The sequence below is a fragment of the Nocardia sp. NBC_01388 genome (assembly GCF_045040085.1).
Taxonomy (GTDB): Bacteria; Actinomycetota; Actinomycetes; order Mycobacteriales; family Mycobacteriaceae; genus Nocardia.
Window position 1 is genome coordinate 7,245,139 of the sequence record NZ_CP109553.1, and the last position, 19,369, is coordinate 7,264,507.

General features: G+C 67.9%; 19 protein-coding genes. 10 read left to right on the forward strand and 9 right to left on the reverse strand.

The window, feature by feature from the left end:
- Positions 1-25 precede the first annotated feature (25 nt).
- Complete coding sequence (locus tag OG716_RS34675; protein WP_405134557.1) at positions 26-997, reverse strand: EamA family transporter; 972 nt, start codon at positions 995-997, stop codon at positions 26-28.
- Positions 998-1,036: 39 nt separating this feature from the next.
- Between OG716_RS34675 and OG716_RS34680 the strand changes: the two genes are divergently transcribed.
- From OG716_RS34680 to OG716_RS34690, 3 genes are all read left to right on the forward strand, one after another.
- A complete protein-coding gene (locus OG716_RS34680; protein ID WP_405134558.1) occupies positions 1,037-1,567 on the forward strand; it encodes a CGNR zinc finger domain-containing protein in 531 nt (176 codons plus the stop codon).
- 119 nt (positions 1,568-1,686) lie between these two features.
- The gene (gene mqo / locus OG716_RS34685; protein WP_405134559.1) at positions 1,687-3,192 is read left to right on the forward strand and encodes a malate dehydrogenase (quinone); all 1,506 of its coding nucleotides are present in this window, start codon (positions 1,687-1,689) and stop codon (positions 3,190-3,192) included.
- Between the two features lie 97 nt (positions 3,193-3,289).
- Positions 3,290-3,760, forward strand: a complete 471-nt coding sequence (locus OG716_RS34690; protein ID WP_405134560.1) for a PaaI family thioesterase — start codon at positions 3,290-3,292, stop codon at positions 3,758-3,760.
- A gap of 220 nt (positions 3,761-3,980) precedes the next feature.
- Here OG716_RS34690 and OG716_RS34695 read toward each other — a convergent pair whose 3' ends face one another.
- Complete coding sequence (locus OG716_RS34695; protein ID WP_405134561.1) at positions 3,981-4,988, reverse strand: aldo/keto reductase; 1,008 nt, start codon at positions 4,986-4,988, stop codon at positions 3,981-3,983.
- 101 nt (positions 4,989-5,089) lie between these two features.
- On the opposite strand from OG716_RS34695, the gene OG716_RS34700 reads away from it, so the two are divergent.
- Positions 5,090-5,932, forward strand: coding sequence for a helix-turn-helix transcriptional regulator (locus OG716_RS34700; protein WP_405134562.1), 843 nt, complete (start codon positions 5,090-5,092; stop codon positions 5,930-5,932).
- A 412-nt stretch (positions 5,933-6,344) separates the two neighbouring features.
- Here the strand turns inward: OG716_RS34700 and OG716_RS34705 are convergent, their stop codons facing one another.
- The 4 genes from OG716_RS34705 to OG716_RS34720 all read right to left on the reverse strand — a co-directional run bounded on the left by OG716_RS34705 (position 6,345) and on the right by OG716_RS34720 (position 8,684).
- Positions 6,345-7,331, reverse strand: a complete 987-nt coding sequence (locus OG716_RS34705) for a pirin family protein (RefSeq protein ID WP_405134563.1) — start codon at positions 7,329-7,331, stop codon at positions 6,345-6,347.
- Positions 7,328-7,639, reverse strand: a complete 312-nt coding sequence (locus OG716_RS34710; protein WP_355129352.1) for a GNAT family N-acetyltransferase — start codon at positions 7,637-7,639, stop codon at positions 7,328-7,330. The genes OG716_RS34705 and OG716_RS34710 overlap by 4 nt, the downstream gene beginning before the upstream one ends.
- A gap of 3 nt (positions 7,640-7,642) precedes the next feature.
- The gene (locus OG716_RS34715) at positions 7,643-8,125 is read right to left on the reverse strand and encodes a carboxymuconolactone decarboxylase family protein (RefSeq protein ID WP_405134564.1); all 483 of its coding nucleotides are present in this window, start codon (positions 8,123-8,125) and stop codon (positions 7,643-7,645) included.
- 79 nt (positions 8,126-8,204) lie between these two features.
- Positions 8,205-8,684: a MerR family transcriptional regulator gene (locus tag OG716_RS34720; protein WP_405134565.1), complete on the reverse strand. Its 480-nt coding sequence runs from the start codon at positions 8,682-8,684 to the stop codon at positions 8,205-8,207.
- A 186-nt stretch (positions 8,685-8,870) separates the two neighbouring features.
- Here OG716_RS34720 and OG716_RS34725 point away from each other — a divergent pair, with 186 nt between their 5' ends.
- On the forward strand, positions 8,871-9,071 hold the full coding sequence (locus tag OG716_RS34725) for a hypothetical protein (RefSeq protein WP_405134566.1): 201 nt from the start codon (positions 8,871-8,873) through the stop codon (positions 9,069-9,071).
- Between the two features lie 29 nt (positions 9,072-9,100).
- Here OG716_RS34725 and OG716_RS34730 read toward each other — a convergent pair whose 3' ends face one another.
- A complete protein-coding gene (locus OG716_RS34730) occupies positions 9,101-9,592 on the reverse strand; it encodes a histidine phosphatase family protein (protein WP_355129360.1) in 492 nt (163 codons plus the stop codon).
- 226 nt (positions 9,593-9,818) lie between these two features.
- On the opposite strand from OG716_RS34730, the gene OG716_RS34735 reads away from it, so the two are divergent.
- On the forward strand, positions 9,819-11,489 hold the full coding sequence (locus OG716_RS34735; protein ID WP_405134567.1) for an FAD-dependent oxidoreductase: 1,671 nt from the start codon (positions 9,819-9,821) through the stop codon (positions 11,487-11,489).
- A 248-nt stretch (positions 11,490-11,737) separates the two neighbouring features.
- On the opposite strand, the gene OG716_RS34740 is transcribed toward OG716_RS34735, so the two are convergent.
- Together OG716_RS34740 and OG716_RS34745 are read right to left on the reverse strand one after the other, a co-directional pair.
- Entirely contained in the window at positions 11,738-12,499 is a 762-nt protein-coding gene (locus OG716_RS34740; protein ID WP_405134568.1) for a hypothetical protein, read from the reverse strand.
- Between the two features lie 116 nt (positions 12,500-12,615).
- Positions 12,616-13,389, reverse strand: coding sequence for an acyl-[acyl-carrier-protein] thioesterase (locus tag OG716_RS34745; protein WP_297628770.1), 774 nt, complete (start codon positions 13,387-13,389; stop codon positions 12,616-12,618).
- A 201-nt stretch (positions 13,390-13,590) separates the two neighbouring features.
- Between OG716_RS34745 and OG716_RS34750 the strand changes: the two genes are divergently transcribed.
- The 4 genes from OG716_RS34750 to OG716_RS34765 all read left to right on the forward strand — a co-directional run bounded on the left by OG716_RS34750 (position 13,591) and on the right by OG716_RS34765 (position 19,117).
- Positions 13,591-15,084: a serine/threonine-protein kinase gene (locus OG716_RS34750; protein ID WP_405134569.1), complete on the forward strand. Its 1,494-nt coding sequence runs from the start codon at positions 13,591-13,593 to the stop codon at positions 15,082-15,084.
- 84 nt (positions 15,085-15,168) lie between these two features.
- Entirely contained in the window at positions 15,169-16,893 is a 1,725-nt protein-coding gene (locus OG716_RS34755; protein WP_405134570.1) for a serine/threonine-protein kinase, read from the forward strand.
- Between the two features lie 94 nt (positions 16,894-16,987).
- Positions 16,988-17,962 carry an NADPH:quinone oxidoreductase family protein gene (locus OG716_RS34760; RefSeq protein ID WP_405134571.1) on the forward strand — a complete coding sequence of 325 codons (975 nt, stop codon included), beginning with the start codon at positions 16,988-16,990 and terminating at the stop codon, positions 17,960-17,962.
- A 42-nt stretch (positions 17,963-18,004) separates the two neighbouring features.
- On the forward strand, positions 18,005-19,117 hold the full coding sequence (locus OG716_RS34765) for a winged helix DNA-binding domain-containing protein (protein WP_405134572.1): 1,113 nt from the start codon (positions 18,005-18,007) through the stop codon (positions 19,115-19,117).
- Positions 19,118-19,369 lie beyond the last annotated feature (252 nt).

Consider the following 19,369-nt stretch of genomic DNA (forward strand, 5'->3'; position numbering starts at 1 on the left):
CGGCACAGCTAGGTCTGGAACTGTCCTAGATGCCCTCGGGTGTCGCGGGCGCCTGCACGGCGCTCTCGGCGGGTTCGCCGAGCCGGACCACCGCGACGCCGGTGAGAATCAGGACGCCGCCGAGCAATTGGATGGGGTGCGGGGTCTGACCCAGCAGCGCCCAGGCGAACAGGATCGCGGCCAGCACCTCGGTGAGGGCCGCGAAGGAGGCCAGCCGGGAGCCGAGCGCCCGGGTCGCCGCGATTCCGGTGACATAGGCGAGGGCCGCCGTGATCACGCCGAGGGTGAGCAGCGGAATCCACCACCACGTGGTGAAGCCTTCGAAGGCAACGGCATTCGTGGTGGCGTGCAGCGGGAAGATGCCGACGAGCCCGGCGAGCAGGATGCTGAGGCCGCCGACGATCAGTCCGCTGGTGGCCAGCACGGTGCCGGGAATGCCGTCCCCGGTGCGGCCGGAGAGGATGAAATACGCTGCCGCGCCGACCATCGCGCCGAGCGCCCACGCGACGCCGATCCAGCTGGTGGCCGCTCCGGAGCGCAGATCCAGCACCAGCAGCAGTCCGGCGATGCCGATGAGCGCGCCGAGAACCGTTGCGCGGCCGGGTCGTTGCCGATGGCGCAGCCACAGCCAGCCGATCACGGCGATCGGTGCGGTGTATTCGATGAGCAGTGCCACACCGACATCCATGTGCGCGACGGCATTGAAGTAGGCGAGCTGCGCTCCGGCCACCGCGAGCAGTCCGTATCCGGCGAGCAGGGAGGCATTGCGGCGCAGTAGATCCCAGTCGCCGCGCAGCTGCCGCAGGGCGAAGGGCAGCAGCACGGCGGCGCCGAGCAGGACGCGCACGATGACCACGGCGGCCGGACTCCAGCCCGCATCGATGAGCCCGCGGGCCAGCGCCCCGGAGAGCCCGAAGGACGACGCGGACAGCGCCGCGAAGATCAGCCCGGTGCGGAGCCGGCTGCGCACGGGTGCGTCATGAGTCAACGTCGCCATGACTGATGACGCTAAGGGGCGCGTGTGTAATATGTCAACATGCTTTTTGCTGATGACACGGTCGCCTCGCTGGCGGCCGCGGTCGATCTGGTGAATTCGGCGGAGGATCCGGACACCATGACCGAGATCGCCCAGCTGCGCGAGTTCTTCGAGCGGCACGGCTATACGGGCACCCGTACCGGCGAGGCCGCCGAACTGGCCGCCGTCCGCGCCCAGCGCGCACCGTTGCGCCGCCTGCTGACCAGTGCCAGAAGCACCGCCGTCGAGCTGGTCAACACCATCCTCGCCGAGCATCGCGCGGTGCCGCAGCTGGTGCGGCACGACAATCTCGACTACCACATCCACGCGGTCCCCGCGGAGGCTCCGCTGCCCGTCCGCATTGCCGTCGAAACCGCCATGGCCATGATCGACCTCATTCGCTCCGATGAGCTGAGCCGCCTCGCCGTCTGCGCCGACGACACCTGCGAAGGCATCGTCCTCGACCTGTCCCGCAACCGTTCCCGCCGCTACTGCAGCACCGCCTGCGGCAACCGCAATGCCGTGGCCGCCTACCGCGCCCGGCAGCGCTAGCTCGCGGAGGCACACCGTCCGGGCCCCTTGACGGTCCTGGCGTGGCCCGGTGATCGCGACGGTTCGGTGTTAGCGTGCCCGTGGCGGAATGAGTTCGATGTGGATTTCGAGGCATGACGATGAATACGCAAGCGGCCCTGCGTCCTTACGATGTGGTGTTGGTCGGCGGTGGAATCATGAGCGCGACGCTCGGAATTCTGCTCAAGCAGGTGGAGCCGACCTGGTCGATCGGTGTGTACGAACGCCTGCCGGAACTCGGCGCCGAGGCCTCCGCCGCCTGGAACAATGCCGGAACCGGGCATGCCGGGCTGTGCGAACTCGATTACACCGGCGAGAATCCGGACGGCTCGGTGAATATCACCCGGGCCGTCGCCCTCAATGAGCAATTTCAGCAGAGCCGGCAGTTGTGGGCGTCGCTGGTAGAGGCCGAAATCCTCGGCAAGCCGGACACTTTCATCAATCCGGTACCGCATATGACGCTGGTGCACGGGACCGAGGATGTCGACTATCTGCGGCGCAGGCAGGAAACCATGTCGGCGCACCACCTTTTCGAATCGATGCGATTCAGTTCCGAATCGAAGGTCATCGAGGGCTGGGCGCCGCTGCTGACCGAGCGGCGCGGCCTGTACGAACCGTTCGCCGCGACCCGCGACAGCACCGGCAGCGATATCGATTTCGGTGCGCTCACCCGTCAGATGTTCGAGCATCTGGAATCGGCCGGTGTCGAAATACACCGGCGCTGTGAGGTGCGCGGTCTGCGCAAGAACAATGACGGCTCCTGGCAATTGCGCATTCACCAGTTCACCGATAACGATCGCCTCACCCGGCGGGTCGATGCCCGTTTCGTTTTCGCGGGCACCGGCGGCTGGGCGCTGAAACTGTTGCAGCAGGCGGGTATTCCGGAGGTGCACGGTTACGGACTGGTTCCGGTGAGCAGTCGTTTCCTGCGCTGTGACAATCCGGAGGTCATCGAGCAGCACGATGCCAAGGTGTACGGCCGGGCCGCACCCGGGGCGCCGCCGATATCGGTGCCGCACTTGGATTCCCGGGTGATCGACGGCAAGCGGGCGCTGCTGTTCGGTCCCTATGCCGGAGCGATTCCGAAGTTCCTGCGGACCGGTTCGATCCTGGATGCGCCGGCCGCGCTGCGCCCGCACAATGTGGCGCCGATCGCCTCGATGGTGAAGAGCAATCCGGGTCTGATGTGGCAGGTGCTGTCCCAGGTGACCGCCACGCGCGGCCGGAAGCTGGCCGCGCTGCGCGAATTCGCGCCGGCGGCCGCGGTGGGGGATTGGTCGATGGTCACGGCCGGTCAGTACGCCCAGCTGGTGCGGCGTGCGGACGACGGCCGGGGGATACTGCAATTCGATACGGAAGTGATTGCCGCGCCGGATGGTTCGATTGCCGGGGTGCTGGGCGCCGCGCCCGGTGCGGCCACCGCCCCGGCCATGCTGCTGGAGGTGCTGGAGCGCAGCTTCCCGCGCTATCGCCGGATCTGGGCGCCGCGGCTGCGGGAGCTGATTCCGACGCTCGGGTCGAGTCTGGCCGGGGATGCCCGGCTGGCCCGGCGCACCATGGTGCGGACCGCCGAAACCCTGGGTCTGGAGCTGCCGAACGCCGGGTGAGCAGGTCCCGGCGGGAAGCGGACGTGGACAAGCCCCTCCGTACCCGGTATGAAATTAGAACACGTTTCAATTTCGACCACCGGCTACAGGAGATGCGATGGACAGCGCCACCATGGGCGAACAGGTGATGGCCGGTTTTCAGAAGCTCGGCTTCATCCAGTTCGCCGGTATCGAAGGGGTCGACTACGCGTCCGGCCGCAATGTCGTCCGCATGGCCGCCGAGCCGCAGCACTTCAACCACAATGGCGATGTGCACGCGGCCCTGCTCTTCGGGCTGGCCGAAACCGCCGCCATGGGCGCATCCATCTCCGGCATCGTGGATCTGCTCGGCGACACCTTCATCGTCGCCCGCGACGGCCGCATCGAATACCTCGCCCGCGCCAAGGGTTCGGCGGGCCCGTTCCTGGCCACCGCCGAACTCACCGCCGAGGTGATCGAGCAAACCCGCGCGAACATCCAGTCCCGGAAGGAAATCGAACTCGAGGTCCCCGTCGGCATCGCCGACAGCACCGGAAAGGCCGTAGCGAAAGCGGCTTTCACCGCCGTCATCCGCCCCCGTCGCAAGTAGCCGCCAACCGGCGAATGCCGGTAATCGGAATCGGCGGCAGCCCCGTCATCCTGGCATGTTTTCGGCCGGGGGCCACACCTGCGCGGGTTCGGTGGATCCCGGCCGAAAGCGCGCCAGGATGACGAGTGGTCGTGCCGGGGCGGCGTGGTCGTGCCGGGGCGGCGTGTTCGTGTCGGGACGAGGGGGCGGTGGGGGCCGCCGCCCGTCTCTCGTCGGTGGTTCAGCGTTCGCTGTCGAGCATGGCCATCTGGGCTTCGGCGTAGCGGCCGCCGGCGACCTGGTCGGCCGGGACGGCTGCCTCGATGGCGGCGAGTTCGTCGGCCGAGAGCTGGATATCCACTGCCGCAAGGGCTTCGGTCCAGCGCTCGGGGCGGCGGGCGCCGATGATCGGGACGATGTCCTCGCCGCGGGACAGGGCCCAGGCAATGGCCAGCTGTGCCACGCTCACATCGTGGCGGGCCGCGATCTCGGCGAGTGCGTCCACCAGTCGCAGGTTGGCGGTGAGGTTCTCACCCTGGAAGCGCGGGCTGTGGGCGCGGAAGTCGCTGGGGGCGAATTGTGCTCCGCCGCGCAGGGAATCGCTCAGCAGGCCGCGGGAGAGCACGCCGTACGCGGTGATTCCGACGCCGAGTTCCCTTGCGGTGGGCAGGATTTCGGCTTCGATGCCACGCGAGAGAAGTGAGTACTCGATCTGCAGATCGGCGATCGGATGGACGGCGGCAGCCCGGCGCAGCGTGTCCGCGCCTACTTCGGACAGGCCGATGTGCCGTACGTATCCGGCCTGCACCAGCTCGGCCAGTGCGCCGACGGTCTCCTCGATCGGCACATTCGGGTCGAGCCGCGCGGGGCGGTAGATGTCGATGTAGTCGACGCCGAGCCGCTGCAGCGAGTACGCGAGGAAATTGCGTAGCGCCGCGGGGCGGGTGTCCACACCGCCGAAGCCGCCGTCGGGTCCGCGCAGCGCGCCGAATTTCACGCTGAGCAGGTAATCCTCCCGCTTGCGGTCGGCGAGGGCGCGGCCGAGCAGCATTTCGTTGTGGCCCATGCCGTAGAAGTCGCCGGTATCGATGAGATTCGCGCCGGAGTCGAGGGCCGCGTGCACGGTGGCGATGGAGACGGCGTCATCGCTGCTGCCGTACATGCCGGACATACCCATGGCGCCGAGGCCGATGCGGGAAACGCTGGGCCCGGTCTTGCCGAGCTGGACTGTGCCGAGGTTCTTGGTCATGGGATAACGATGCGCCCCGGACCGGGGGATCCGGCAGAGATCGCTTATCGGGGGATAGCCAGTCCCTGGATCGCGCTCCGGGGGTGCGGGACAGTGGTGGAGTGAACCGCGACGAACTTGCCGATTTCCTGCGCCGCCGCCGGGAGAGCCTGCAGCCGGCCGCTGTCGGACTGCCCGAGGGCCTGCGTCGTCGCACCCCCGGCCTGCGCCGCGATGAGGTCGCCATGCTCGCGGGCATGTCGACCGACTACTACACCCGTCTCGAGCAGGCCCGCGGCCCGCGCCCGTCCACCCAGGTGCTCGGCGCCCTGGCCCGCGCCCTGCGCTTCACCGACAGCGAGCGCGACCACCTCTACTACCTGGCCGGACAGCAGCCGCCCGCGCGCGGTGGCGACACCCATGTCGGTCCCGGCATCCTGCACGTCCTGGCCAAGCTCGACGACACCCCCGCCTGCGTCATCTCCGATCTGGGCGAGGTGCTGGTCCAGAATCGGATGCACACGCTGGTCAGCGGCGATTTCTCGCAGCGCCGCGGCCTGGACCGCTGCATCCCCTGGCTGTGGTTCGGCGCGACCACCGAGCGCCACCGCTTCCCGCCCGAGGACCATGCCGTCATGGGCCGCCACCACGTGGCCGGTCTGCGCGCCACCGCCGCCCGCCGCGCCGGCGACGCGGATGTCACCGACCTGGTCGCCCGCCTGCGCGCCACCAGCCCCGAATTCGAGGAGCTCTGGCACGAGCACGAGGTCCGCGCCCACCCCGGCCACGACAAACGCATGATCCACCCGGAAGTCGGTCTCCTGGAACTGATCTGCGAACCCCTGCTGACTCCCAGCGCCACCCGCCAACTCCTGGTCTACTACCCCAAGTCCGGCACCGACACCCAGGAGAAACTCGAGCTCCTCCGCGTGATCGGCACCCAAAACCTCACCCATCACCCCTGACTCGTTGCACCCCAAGAGCTTTCGGATGACGTCCACCGAAACGCATTGAGCCGCTGTGAGTGTGGACCCCGGACGAAATGATCGGCACCAAAAACCTCGCCCACCACCCCTGACTCGTTGCACCCCAAGAGCTTTCGGATGACGTCCACCGAAACGCACTGAGCCGCTGTGAGGGTGGATCCCGGATGAAAGCATGCCGGGATGACCGGGCCTGCCGCGCGTCAGGATGTCGCGGGCGGCCACTGCTTGGAACCGGGATGACGGGGCAATGCCGTGCGCGGGCGAGTGCCGCTCGGAGCCGGAATGACGTGGCATGCCCTGTGGGTGCGTGCTACTCGGAAGGTACAGCAGCTGAGATGAATTCGGCCCCGGGGTCCGGGGCCGAATTCGTGTCGATCTGCGGGCGCGCTGGTCAGTAGCGGCGTTTGCGGGGTGTCAGGTGCAGGGGCGGGAGGGGCGGGGCGGGGATGCGCTGGTCGGGGGTGTGACCGGGGATATCGGGGAAGCGGGCGAGATTGTGGTTCTCCCAGTCGTTTCGGGCCGCTTCGATCTCCTCGTGGCTGCGGGCCACGAAGTTCCACCACATGACCAGGTCTTCGGTGAAGGGTTCGCCGCCGAGCAGGAGCAGGCGGGCGCCGTCGGTATGGTGCAGGCGCAGTTCGGAGCGGTCGCTGCCCAGGTAGAACAGCGATCCCGGTGCGACGACGGTGGTGTCGACGGTGAGCTCGCCTTCGATCACCAGTACCGCGTGCTCGAATTCCGGGCGCAGCGGCAGCCGGACATCGGCGTGCGGCTGGATCCGCAGTTCCGCGCCGACGATCGGGGTGTACGCGGTGGCAGGGGAGGTGACGTCGCCGAGTGTGCCGATCAGGACCGTGCCCAGCACCCCGGCACGGCCGTCCTCGCTCAGCGTGAACGTCGGGAGTTCCCGATACTGCTCGAAATGCGGTGCGATAGCGGCGGTTTCACCGGGAAGCGCGATCCACAGCTGCAATCCCGCACCCGATTCGTGCCCGGCCACCCGGTACTCCGAGTGGTCGATGCCGCGCCCCGAGGTCATGATGTTCAGCTGCCCGGGCTCGATCTCCACATCCGAGCCGACGCTGTCGCGGTGCCGGATACGCCCGTTCAAAGGCCAAGTGACCGTTTGCAATCCGATGTGCGGATGCGGATCGATATCGTGCCCTTCGGGATTCGCCTCCGACCCGGAACCGAACTGGTCGAGGAAGCACCAGGCGCCGACGGTCGGCAGATCGCGCTGCGGCAGTGAGCGGTGCACGGTCACGCCGCGGACCCCGCCGAGCGGCACCTCCCGCGCGGGGAAGAATTCGGCGCGCGGCCCCGGCCGGCCGGAGGCCTCGCACAGCGACTCCTCCGGATTCGGCTCCAGGTCGCTCATCGCTTGATGCCCTTGCCGACGACGTGCTCGTCGTATTCCGGATGCTTGTCCAGCCAGGCCTTGATGAACGGGCAGCGCGGCACGATGACATTGCCGCGGGCGATCACATCCTCGATCGCCTTGCGGGCGAGTGCGCTGCCCAAGCCCTTGCCGCCGAACGCACTGTCCACCTCGGTGTGGATGAAGGTGGTGTCGTTGTCCCGTTCGCGGTATTCGGTGAACCCGGCGAGCGAGTTGCCGTACCAGACTTCATAACGGTGCTGCGAGTCGTTGCGGACGACAGCGGTCGCCACGGCTTGTTCGCTCATTGTTCAGTTCTCCTTCCGCACCCGTACCGGATGTCTGCTCAGTATCGAGACGCGATTGAATGTGCCCATGGTGGCCGCGGCCCAGATGAGAACCGACATCTGGTCATCCGACAAGTGTTGCCGCGCAGCAGCATACCTACGTTGCATACATTCCTCCCCGGGCAGCGAAGTCACCGTTTCGGCGAGGATGAGGGCGGCCTGCTCCTGCTCGGAGTAGAGGTTCGGGCTGCGCTCCCACGCGTCCAGGATCGCGAGTTGCTGCGCCGTGACCCCGGCCTCGAGGGCGGCCCGGTGATGGGCGTCGAGGCAGTACGCGCAGCCATTGAGCTGCGAGACGCGCACATTCACCAATTCCATCACCGCCCGCCCCAAATCGACTGCGGCAGCGGCATTGCGCACCGCCAGCGCGACATCGCTGAGCGCGTGGAAGACCTCGGGTGCCTGCTTGTCTATCCAGACACGGTCATGGGATACGGGCGACTGCATAGTGGTCGCATACTAAGCCGCGAATGTGAAACGTGCCCTCCGGTTTGTGAATCACGCCATGTCCGCGCGGGCTCGCTCGCTAGAGCGCCCGCTGTTCCTCGACGGTGCATCCGGTCAGCACGGCCGGTTGATCCACGGCCCGATCCCCCTCGTACAGGGCGATCTTGTAGTCGAGAACGGCCACGGTCTGCCGCAGTTCCTCGATCTGCGCGAGCACATCGGTGCGCGTGCGCCGGAACATCTCCAGCCGCTCGGGGAAGGTGTGTTCACCGGCCCGCACAAGTTCCGCGTAGCGCACCATATCGGCCACCGGCATACCCGTCAGCCGCAACTTCGAGATGAGCGCCAGCCAATCCAGATCGCGATCGCAGAAGCGCCGCTGCCCGGCGTGATCGCGGCCCACGTAGTTCAGCAGGCCGATACGTTCATACCAGCGCAGCGTGTCCCGGCTCAGGCCGCTGCGCTCGGAGACCTCGCCGATCGAATACTGCGGGCGCTCGTAATCGGCGCCGTGTGCGGTGGATGCTGCGCTGTTCCGCGCGGGTGCTGCGGTGCTCACGGTCTCGCCCCTCTCGGTGGAACTATTCCGACGGTAGCCACCTGGAGTGCACTCCAAGCAAGTCCCATTCTGCCGAATCCAGGCGCTGCCCGCCGCACACGCGGTGACGGCGGCACCCTCGGCGTGCCGGGGTGCGAGGATCTGTTCAGCGCTGTGTCGCGGGCGATACGCGCCTACGCTGGGGTCATGGCAAAAGACATTGATCGGGTTCGGGCGCGTTCGGCGCTGGAGACCGTCAAGGAAAATCCGGTGATCGCGGCTATTGCGATCCTGCCGGTGCTGGCAGTGTTCGGAGTGATCTGGGCGGTGGCAGGCTTCTTCTGGGCGCTGTTGCTGCTCTTGGTCGTCGGCGGCGTCGTGGTCTGGAAGGGAAAGCTGCTGGGCTAGCCCCAGCCTCCTGGCGTGGCAGGTGCCGGCTAGCGCGGCACGTGAAAGCGGACCAGTTCGCCCGTGCCCGGATCGACGTCCGCCCACGGCCGGTCGAATTCCAGAATCGCCAGCGCCGAGGTGGGGAATTTCGCGCTGAGCTCCGCCGCCGCGTCCGAATCCCGGTTGGCGGCCAATTCCCAAGCGGTCCACGGCATTCCGGGGGAATGCCCGACCATCAGTAACGTCTGCACGTCATCGTCGGCCAGCTGCGCCAACTGGATGAGCGAGTGCGGCGTCGCCTCGTACATGGATTCCTCGTACGACACCGGCGCGGTGATGCCGGTCGCCGCGAGCGTCTCGCGGGTGCGGGTCGCCGTCGAGCACAGCACGGCGTCGATGGGTGGCTGGGTCGCGCGCAGCCAGTCCCCGGCCAATCCGGCCTCGCGCAGACCACGCGGCGCGAGCGGTCGTTCATGGTCCGCCACGCCGTCCGGGTAGCCGGATTTGCCGTGGCGCATCAAGATGAGAGTCCGTGCCATGTGCACTACGGTATTCGCTACCCCGCTACCTGCCGAGACTGGTGTCACAACACGCGATCCAGCTCCCGGCGGGAGACTCGCCTCACACTCGAGGCACACTGAAGGTGGCGTGACACCTGCGTGCCGACAGGCACCGGAACGCCGCATATATTAGAACGTGTTCTACCGCCCTGCTCGAACCCCGAGCGGAGTAGCACCACGCGACTGTTTCGAGGATCTGCGAGATATGGCCTATGTGATCACGCAGCGTTGTTGCAACGACGCCAGCTGCGTACCCGAGTGTCCGGTCGATTGCATTCGTCCCACTCCTGAGCAACGCGAGTTCGCGACGACCGAGCAGCTCTACATCGACCCCGACACCTGCATCGACTGCGGTGCGTGCGTCGATGCCTGCCCGGTGGACGCCATCTTCTCCGAAGATGACCTGCTCGCGTCGCTGGCCAGGTTCCAGGACATCAATGCCGCGTACTTCGTCCGGCACCCCCTGGAATCGAACTTCGAGCCGCTGGTGCCGCCGAGCCGCGCGCCCAAGGAGCTGGGCACCCTGCGCGTCGCCATTGTCGGCGCCGGGCCGGCCGCCAGCTACGCGGCCGAGGAGCTACTGCGCCGCGCCGATGTGGAGGTGGAGCTGTTCGACCGGCTGCCCACCCCGTACGGCCTGGTGCGCGCGGGCGTCGCCCCCGACCACCCGGGCACCAAATCGGTGGCGACCCTGTTCGAATCGGCCTTCCGCCGCGATGCGCTGCAGTTCCGGCTCAATGTCGAGGTCGGCAAGCACATTTCGCACGAGGAGCTGCTGCGGCACCACCACGCGGTGCTGTACGCGCACGGCGCCTCCACCGATCGCCGTCTCGGCGTCCCGGGTGAGGAGCTGTCCGGCAGCATTTCGGCCACCGAATTCGTCGCCTGGTACAACGGGCACCCGGATTTCGCGGACCGCGAATTCGACCTGTCCGGTGAGCGGGCCGTGATTGTCGGCAACGGCAATGTCGCGCTCGATGTGGCGCGCGTGCTGACCGTCGATCCGGATGTGCTGGCCAAGACCGATATCGCCGACCACGCCCTGGATGCGCTGCGCCGCAGCAATATCCAGGAGGTCGTGGTGCTGGGCCGCCGTGGGCCGCTGCAGGCCGCCTACACCTCGTCGGAGTTCCTGGCGCTGGCGCATCTGAAGGGCGTCGACATCATTGTCGATCCCGCCGATCTGGAACTCGATCCGGCCAGCCGGGCCGAGCTCGAGGATCCGGACGTGGAGCCCTCGCTGAAGCTCAAGTACACCCTCGCGCAGGAGTACTCGGCCAACACGCCGAAGCCTGGCAATAAGCGAATCGTCTTCCACTACCTGGTTTCGCCGACCGAGATCACCGGCGACGGCAAGGTCGAGACCGTCGAGTACGTGCACAACGAACTCGTCAAGGAGGAGGGCGGCACCGTGGCGCGGCCGTCCGATCGCACCGGCAGCCTGGAGACGTCGCTCGTGCTGCGCTCCGTCGGCTACCGGGGCACGGCGCTCGCCGATGTCCCGTTCGACGAGAGCCGGGGCGTGGTGCCCAATGCCGGTGGCCGCGTGCTCGACGCGGACGGCAACCCGGTGCAGGGCGTCTACGTCTCCGGCTGGATCAAGCGCGGCCCCCGCGGTGTGATCGGCTCCAACCGCGTCGACTCGCAGGAAACCGTCGATCACCTGATCGCCGATTTCACCAACGGCAAACTGGTTGCGCCGCAGGCGGACCGGCAGGCCCTCGCGGCGCTGCTGGCCGAACGGCAGCCCGATATGGTCGGCCGCGAAGGCTGGAAGGCCATCGATCAGGCCGAACGCACTGCGGGCAAGGCGGCCGGCCGCCCCCGCGTCAAGTTCACCAGCCTCGAGGATCTCCTCAAGGCCGCCAAGGGCTGAGCCCCGCCGCACCCGAACGCTCCGCAATACCTGAAACAGTGCGGCCCATCCGAATCGGATGGGCCGCACTGGTGTCCCCGAGCCCCGTGAATGCCGCTGCGGGCCGCCCAGAACGATTCCGGTGAAAAGTGCACCCGACTCGCGCCGGCGCTGGCTTACGGCAGGTGTGGACAGAACCGGCCTGTCTCCTCGGGGTGAAACGGGGGCGGCCCCACCATGATTCGGGTGGGGCCGCTGTGTTCGCTGTATCAGTGCGCCAGCAGGTTGATCAGGAGCCCGTCCTTGGCGCAGATGGACGGGATCGCGGGGTCGGGCTGGGCATTGCAGCTCCAGCCGTCGATGCTGGCCACATCGGTATCGCTGACGGTCTGCACGTATTGCGTTGCGACATTGATGGCTTCGGTGCAGCCGACGCGCCCGGCCGGGGTGCCGACCGCGATGATGGTGCGGAGGCCGCCGCCCGCATCGGTGACCGTGCCGCAGCTGGCGTCCCCGACCGGGGCTGGGGAGGTGGTGGGCGGCGGGGTGGTGGTCGGCGGGGCGGGCGGAGTGGGGGCCGCCGTGCCGCGCAGGCCGATCTGGAAGCCGTCCTTGAAGCAGATGTGCGGAACGTCGGTGTCCGGCTGCGGTTCACAGGTCCAGCCGTCCACCTGTGCGGCATCGCCGGTGCGGCCGGCATTGACGTAATCGCTGGCGACCGTGACGGCCTCCGTGCAGCCGGGGATACCGGCCTGATTCGAGTACGCGATCACATCCGAGGATCCGCCGTTGGCTCCGGTGACCGGCCCGCAGTTCACATCGGCGGGCGAGGGTGTGGGCGCGGGCGGGCGAGTCGGGTTGGGCGAATGGGTCGGACCGACGGGCCCCGGCGTGGTCGTGCCCGCGGCGCTCGTCGGCTTCGCGGAGGTGGTGGTGCTGCTCGTCGCCGAATCCGAGGAGTGGCCGCAGGCGGTCAGCCCGACCACCAATGCCGGCGCGGCCGCGAGCAGTGTGAGACGGGCGAATCTCATGTCGGCGAACTCCTGTTCTCGACCACCGCACGGTGATCGGCACTGCGAGAGTCTGCCAGGCTAATTGTCAGCGAACGTTATTTCGCCGGGAATGTCCGGCGAGCACCACCATTCGATCAGACCGGCAGCGGGCCGATCCGGACCGTGGTGGTGGTGATCCCGCCGACCACGAACCACAGTCGCAGTACCGGATAGCCGGTCCTGTCACCGGGCTCGTAGCGGCTGCGCACACTCACGTGCTGCCGCGCCAGCACCGGCGCGATGTATTCGATGACCGCGCGATGCGGCCCGGCCACCAGCTTCGGATAGTCGACCAGATACTGCTCCACAGCCTGCCAGTACGCGGCATTGTTCACGTGGTTGTACTGGTCGATATCCGTGGCGCGCACCGGAAACGTGAGGTCGGCATCGGATTCCGGCGGTGTCTGGTCGACCAGCCACGGCCGCCAGCGCAGCCGGTGCTCACTGGTCGTGCGCGAGAGTTCGGCCAATCCCTCATCGCTGATGCGGGTCGGCATATTGGTGAACTCGTTGATATTGATCCAGAAACCCTCGGTCTCGATGAGACCGCCGTTCTCGCTGGTGACCCGGACCCGCATATTCGTCCAGCGGGTGGACATGGCCGAACACCAGCGTGTCAGCTCCACCCGTTCCGGCCAGTGGATCGGCCGCACCACGTCCACGACCGTGCGGCGCACGATCCAGGCCGGGTCGGTGCGATGGAAGAACCCGGAATGCATTTCCTCCCAGGCAATGTCCTGCAAATAACGGGCTACGGCGTCGAAACGCACCCGTTGATAGGGATCCACATCGCCAGCCCGGACGGGCCACGCCGTGGCGAAACCCATGCCCTCCTGGGGAAGCGGGGCGAGTGGCTGATCGAGTGACACTGGTGCTCCTCGCGCTGCACAGGTGTGCCGCGTTTCGTGCGGTGCTTGCTGTGACTCGACTTTACGGGGCGCGTGTCACACACTCGCGGCGAGTCGCCCCTACTTGTGTCGGACGGGTCCGGAATCCCGCACGGAATGACAGTCGACCGCCCGGCCCGTAACCTTTTCCCGTTGCACGAAAGCACGGGGAGGGCGACGCGGGTGGCTGCGGAAAACAGGGCCGGTTCGCGGTTCGGACAGTACGAATTGCGCCGGCTGCTCGGCGTCGGCGGCATGGGTGAGGTCTACGAGGCGCACGACACGGTGCGCGACCGCGTGGTGGCGCTGAAACTTCTCGATGTGGACCTGGCCAAGTCGACCACCTATGTGGAGCGCTTTCGCCGGGAATCCCGCACCGCGGCCCGATTGCAGGAGCCGCATGTCATTCCGGTGCACGACTGGGGTGAGGTGGACGGCGTTCTCTTCATCGATATGCGCCTGGTGCGCGGTCAGGATCTCAGCGCGCACCTGGCCACGCACGGCCCGCTCACACCGCGGCAGGCCGTCGAGGTGGTGGAACAGATCGCCGCCGCCCTGGACGCCGCGCACGAAAGCGGTCTGGTGCATCGCGATGTCAAACCCGCCAATATTCTGCTGACCGGTGAATTGTTCGCGTACCTGGTCGATTTCGGCATTGCGCACGCGGAATCCGATATGCAGCTCACCACCGCGGGCAGTGCCATCGGGTCGTTCGCGTATATGGCGCCGGAACGGTTCGAGCACAGCACCGGCGCGTCGATCAGCGCCGATATTTACGCGCTGGCATGCGTGCTGTACGAAAGTCTCGTCGGTGAGACTCCGTTTCGCACCGATGGTCATCTGGCCACCATTCACGCGCACATGATGACTCCGCCGCCGCAACCCAGTCTGCGCGCGGGCGTACCCGCCGGTTTCGATCAGGTGATCGCGACCGGTATGGCGAAGAATCCGGCGCGCCGCTACACCTCGGCGAGCCAGCTGGCCCGGGCCGCCCGGGCGGCGCTGTCACCCGCGCCTGCGCAACCGCTCGTCACGGTCCCGCCGAGCGTGGGGGGTCCGGCTGTCTCGCAACCGATTCCGCTCGTCTACCCGCCGACCGGAAGCACGGAGTCACCGGCCGTGGGCAACGGCCGTCCCGCCACGGCTCCGCTCGCTCCGCCGCCGCCGAAGCGGATCCTGCGCCCGGTCGTGGCGGTCGGGGGTGTGATCGTGGGCATGGTGCTGCTCGGGGGCGTGCTGGGCTGGCGGCTGTGGTCCGGCGACGACGTCGCCGGTGGCACCACCACCGGGGGTACCACGACGACAACGACCGCCACGGGCGCCGTCACCACCACCGTCGCACCGTATGTCGGCACCGTATCCGATACGGACGCACAGGGTTTCGTCGGCGGACTGCGCTGTAATGCCAGTGATCCGGCCCTGGCGGTCGGCACTACGGCGGCCTCTCGGCTCGTGGTGTGCCGGACCGATACCGGCCGCTACTACTACAGGGGGCTGCGGATCAGCGATGGTGCGACCCAGGAGATCAATGATCCGGTCCCGGTCGGAATCGGCGGATTCACCGCGACCAATCCCGCCGACGGCACCGAATACCTCATCACCACGCATGCGCTGACCATTGTCAAGGCCGGTCAGATCCTGGCCACCGAGCCGATGCTCGAATACGCCCACCGCTGACGATTTCCCTTCAGGGACATGACAGGCCGGTGCGCGGGCCGTAGCCTTTTCCTGGGGTAGGACAACACAGGGGAGGCGACGCAGGTGGTCGCAGGGGACCGGGCCGGTTCACGATTCGGGCAGTACGAGTTACGGCGCCTACTCGGCGTCGGTGGCATGGGCGAGGTCTACGACGCCTATGACACCGTCCGAGATCGCACGGTCGCGCTCAAACTGCTGGATGTCGAGCTGGCCAAATCGCCCACCTATGTGGAGCGCTTCCGCCGCGAATCCCGCACTGCCGCCCGGCTGCAGGAGCCGCACGTCATTCCGGTGCACGACTGGGGCGAGGTGGACGGTGTCCTGTTCATCGATATGCGACTGGTCAGCGGCCGAGATCTCAAGGCGTACCTGACCTCCGAGGGGCCGATGCCGCCGGGGCGCGCCGTCGAAGTGGTGGAACAGATCGGCTCGGCGCTGGACGCCGCGCATCAGGGCGGCCTGGTGCATCGCGATATCAAGCCCGCGAATATTCTGCTGACCGGTGAATTGTTCGCGTACCTGGTCGATTTCGGTATCGCACACGCGGAATCGGATGTGCAGCTGACGAGTATGGGCAGCGCCATCGGATCGTTCGCGTATATGGCGCCGGAACGCTTCGAGCACAGCACGGCGATCTCCCCGTCCGTCGATATCTACGCGCTGGCCTGTGTGCTGTACGAAAGCCTCACCGGCGAAATACCTTTCAAGACCGACAGCAATCTCGCCACCATTCGCGCGCATATGATGACCCCGCCGCCCCGGCCCAGTGCCCGGCCCGGGGTGCCGATCGGCTTCGACCAGGTGATCGCGATCGGCATGGCGAAGGATCCGGCCCGCCGGTACGCCACCGCGGGCGAGCTGGCCAGGGCGGCCCGCGCGGCGCTCGTATCGGCCGAACACGGTGCGACCACCCGCACCTCGGTCGCCCCGACCCACCTGATTTCGCATGTCCCGCAATCATTTCCGCCGACCGGCTATCCGCCGTCGCAGGGCGGCCACCCCTCCGGACCGGTCGGTTATCCGGGGGATCACCCCTCCGGACCGGTCGGTTATCCGGGGGATCACTCCTCCGGCCCGGTCGGCTATTCGTCGGGTCCGGCCGATCACCCGTCGGGTCCGGTCGACTACCAGGCGTCGCAGCCGACGCAGTTCCGCGTGCCGTACGCGGAACCGCTGCGCGAGCACCCGTCCGCGCCGCTGCCCCTGCCGCCCCCGCAGCGCAGTTCCCTGCCCATCGTGGTCGGCGCACTCGTCGGTGCGGTACTGGTGATGGGCGGCCTGCTCGGCTGGCTGCTGTTGTCCGGCAAGAACAATGGCGGCGCCACCACGACCACCGCGGGCGGCAATTCGACGATGGCCACCACGCCCGGTGCGACCGCGCCGACCGCAGCGACGGCGCCGGCCTACAGCAACCCCGCGACCACTCCCGCCCCTGCCGCTCCCGCCCTGCCCCCGTTCGCCGGATCCGTATCCGGCACGGACGCACAGGGTTTTGTCGCCGGACCGCGCTGCAATGCCGACAACCCGGCCTACGCCATCGGCCGTACCACCGCCTCCCGCGTGGTGATCTGCCGAACCGGCGTCGGCCGCTACTACTACAAGGGCGCCCGTATCAGCGACGGTGCGGGCATCGAGATCGACGATCCGGTGCCGGACGGTTCCGGCGGCTTCACCGCCACCAACGGCGGCGACGGCACCCGGTACCGCGTCACCTCCAGCGCGCTGACCATCGTCCAGGGCGGCGCCACCCTCGCCGACGAGCCGATGATCGAGTACACCCACCGCTGATTACTGCCGACTCGCCCGGTGGCGGTGACACGCCATGGCTGTATGGGTTACGTTCGGCTGGGTATCCAATGGTGCATTGATCGGAGTGTGTGGCATGCGTGCAGCCGTGGTGAGCAAGCTCGAAGGGCCGGAGGCCATCGAGGTTCTCGACGTACCGGAGCCCGCGGCCTACCCCGGCGGCGTTGTCATCGAGGTGCACGCGGCGGGCATCGCCTTCCCCGATGTGCTCATGACGCGCGGTCTGTACCAGATGAAGCCGCCGCTGCCGTATGTCGTCGGCTGCGAGGTCGCCGGCATCGTGCGCGAGGCTCCCGCGGACGCGCACGTCAAGGCGGGCGACCGGGTGGTGGCGCTGACGCTGCTCGGCAATGCTGCCGCCGAGGTCGCGGTGTCGCCCGCGAACATGGTGTTCACGCTGCCCGACAATGTGTCCCTCGCCGCGGGCGCGGGTGTGCTGTTCAACGATCTGACCGTGCACTTCTGCCTCACCAAGCGCGGCCGCCTGGCCCCCGGTGAGACCGTGCTGGTGCACGGCGCCGCGGGCGGTATCGGCACCTCCACGCTGCGTATGGCGCAGGCGCTGGGCGCGGGCCGGGTCATCGCCGTGGTGAGCACCGAGGAGAAGGCCGAAGTGGCGCGCGCGAACGGGGCGACCGATGTGGTCCTCACCGACGGCTGGCTGGCCGCGGTCAAGGAACTGACCGGCGGGCGCGGGGTGGATATCGTGCTGGACCCGGTCGGCGGCGACCGCTTCACCGACAGCATTCGCTCGCTGGCCTCCGGCGGCCGGGTGCTGGTCGTCGGCTTCACCGCGGGCGATATCCCGACCGTGAAGGTGAATCGCCTGCTGCTCAAGAACGTCGAGGTGATCGGTGCGGCCTGGGGTGAATGGGTCATGACCCACCCCGGCTACCTGCAGGAGCAGTGGGCCGAGGTGGCGCCGCTGCTCGCCAGCGGCCAGATCGCCCCGCCGGACCCGCTGCTGTACACCCTCGAGCACACCGCCGAGGCCGTCTCCGCGCTCGACAAGCGCACCGCGACAGGCAAGGTCGTCGTCACCCTGCGCTGACCGCACGCTGCCGACCGTGAAATCCCGTAGCGTGGCTGCACTGTGAAGCTTTCCCGGCAGGTTCTGAACCGCACCCTGCTCGCGCGCCAGCACCTGCTGGCGCGTGCCACGCTCACCGCGCCGCAGCTGTGTGCACAGCTGGTCGGATTGCAGGCGCAGGACATGCTGCCGCCGTTCGTCGCTTTATGGAGTCGCACAACCGATTTCGATCCGGCAACAGTCTCGGCGGCGCTGGACGACCGCTCGCTGGTGCGAATCACCTTGATGCGCGGCACTATTCACCTGGTCACCCCGGTGGACGCGCTGCGTATCGCCCCGCACATCCAGCCGGAGCTCGAAAAGATCCCGTTCCGTAAGGGATTCAACTACGGCGCCATGGTCGGCCTCGATCCCGAAGAGGTGCGCGCGCACGGCGAGAAGGTCCTGGGCGATGAGCCCATGTCCGCGGCCGACCTGCGTGCGCACGCCGCCGCGCTGTACCCCGGCCGCGATCCGGGTGCGGTCCTGCAGACCTGGCTCTACCAGCTCCCCGTGCTGCAGACCCCGCCGCGTGGCCGCTGGGGAGACAGCAGCCGCCCCGTCTGGTCCCGCGCCGAACCCTGGCTGGGCGCACCCCTGGACCACGGATATCCGCTGGAGGAACTGCTGCTGCGCTATCTGCGCGCCTTCGGACCCGCCACCACCATGGATATGCAGACCTGGTCCAAACTCACCGGCATGAAACCGGCCGTGGCCCGCCTCGGCGACCGCGTCCGCACCTACACCGACGACCGCGGCCGCACCCTCTACGACGCCGCCGACGCCGAACTCGCCGACCCGGGCCTCCCCGCCCCCGTCCGCCTGCTGAGCTGGTACGACAATGCCCTGCTGTCCCACCAGGACCGCACCCGCATCATCCCCGACGGCGCCGCCCCACCCCTGCAAGCCTTCGCCGCCCAGGTCTCCTCCATCCTCGTCGACGGCTACCTCTCCGGCATCTACAAAACCTTCACCACCCCCGGCACCGCCCGCCTCCGCATCAGCCCCCGCGCGGTCTGGTCACCCCGGCAGCACGCCGACGTCGAAGCGGAAGCCCATGCCCTGCTGGAATTCCTGGAACCCGACCGCACGCACAGTGTCGAAATCCTCGCTCCGGGAGCGAATCTCAAACCCTGACAAGGCAATACCGGCCGACAGTGACGGCCCCGCCGGTTGGCCGCCCCGTCATCCCGGCGCGCTTTCGGCCGGGATCCACCGCACCGGTGTAGCGCGGGCGGTGTGGACCCCGGCCGAAAGCATGCCGGGATGACGAGTGGTGACCTGCCGGGATGGCGGGGGTGGGGCTGGATGCATTCGTGTCGAGCTGGCGTGGTGTCGGGGTTTACCGGCATGCAATATGGGGTGGTTAGGGTGGCGGCACGGCGTTCA

Excerpts from the sequence above, each read along its gene's own strand:
- OG716_RS34675 (WP_405134557.1), bottom strand. The coding sequence starts at position 997 with ATGGCGACGTTGACTCATGACGCACCCGTGCGCAGCCGGCTCCGCACC.
- OG716_RS34680 (WP_405134558.1), top strand. The coding sequence starts at position 1,037 with ATGCTTTTTGCTGATGACACGGTCGCCTCGCTGGCGGCCGCGGTCGAT.
- mqo (WP_405134559.1), top strand. The coding sequence starts at position 1,687 with ATGAATACGCAAGCGGCCCTGCGTCCTTACGATGTGGTGTTGGTCGGC.
- OG716_RS34690 (WP_405134560.1), top strand. The coding sequence starts at position 3,290 with ATGGACAGCGCCACCATGGGCGAACAGGTGATGGCCGGTTTTCAGAAG.
- OG716_RS34695 (WP_405134561.1), bottom strand. The coding sequence starts at position 4,988 with ATGACCAAGAACCTCGGCACAGTCCAGCTCGGCAAGACCGGGCCCAGC.
- OG716_RS34705 (WP_405134563.1), bottom strand. The coding sequence starts at position 7,331 with ATGAGCGACCTGGAGCCGAATCCGGAGGAGTCGCTGTGCGAGGCCTCC.
- OG716_RS34710 (WP_355129352.1), bottom strand. The coding sequence starts at position 7,639 with ATGAGCGAACAAGCCGTGGCGACCGCTGTCGTCCGCAACGACTCGCAG.
- OG716_RS34715 (WP_405134564.1), bottom strand. The coding sequence starts at position 8,125 with ATGCAGTCGCCCGTATCCCATGACCGTGTCTGGATAGACAAGCAGGCA.
- OG716_RS34725 (WP_405134566.1), top strand. The coding sequence starts at position 8,871 with ATGGCAAAAGACATTGATCGGGTTCGGGCGCGTTCGGCGCTGGAGACC.
- OG716_RS34730 (WP_355129360.1), bottom strand. The coding sequence starts at position 9,592 with ATGGCACGGACTCTCATCTTGATGCGCCACGGCAAATCCGGCTACCCG.
- OG716_RS34735 (WP_405134567.1), top strand. The coding sequence starts at position 9,819 with ATGGCCTATGTGATCACGCAGCGTTGTTGCAACGACGCCAGCTGCGTA.
- OG716_RS34740 (WP_405134568.1), bottom strand. The coding sequence starts at position 12,499 with ATGAGATTCGCCCGTCTCACACTGCTCGCGGCCGCGCCGGCATTGGTG.
- OG716_RS34760 (WP_405134571.1), top strand. The coding sequence starts at position 16,988 with ATGCGTGCAGCCGTGGTGAGCAAGCTCGAAGGGCCGGAGGCCATCGAG.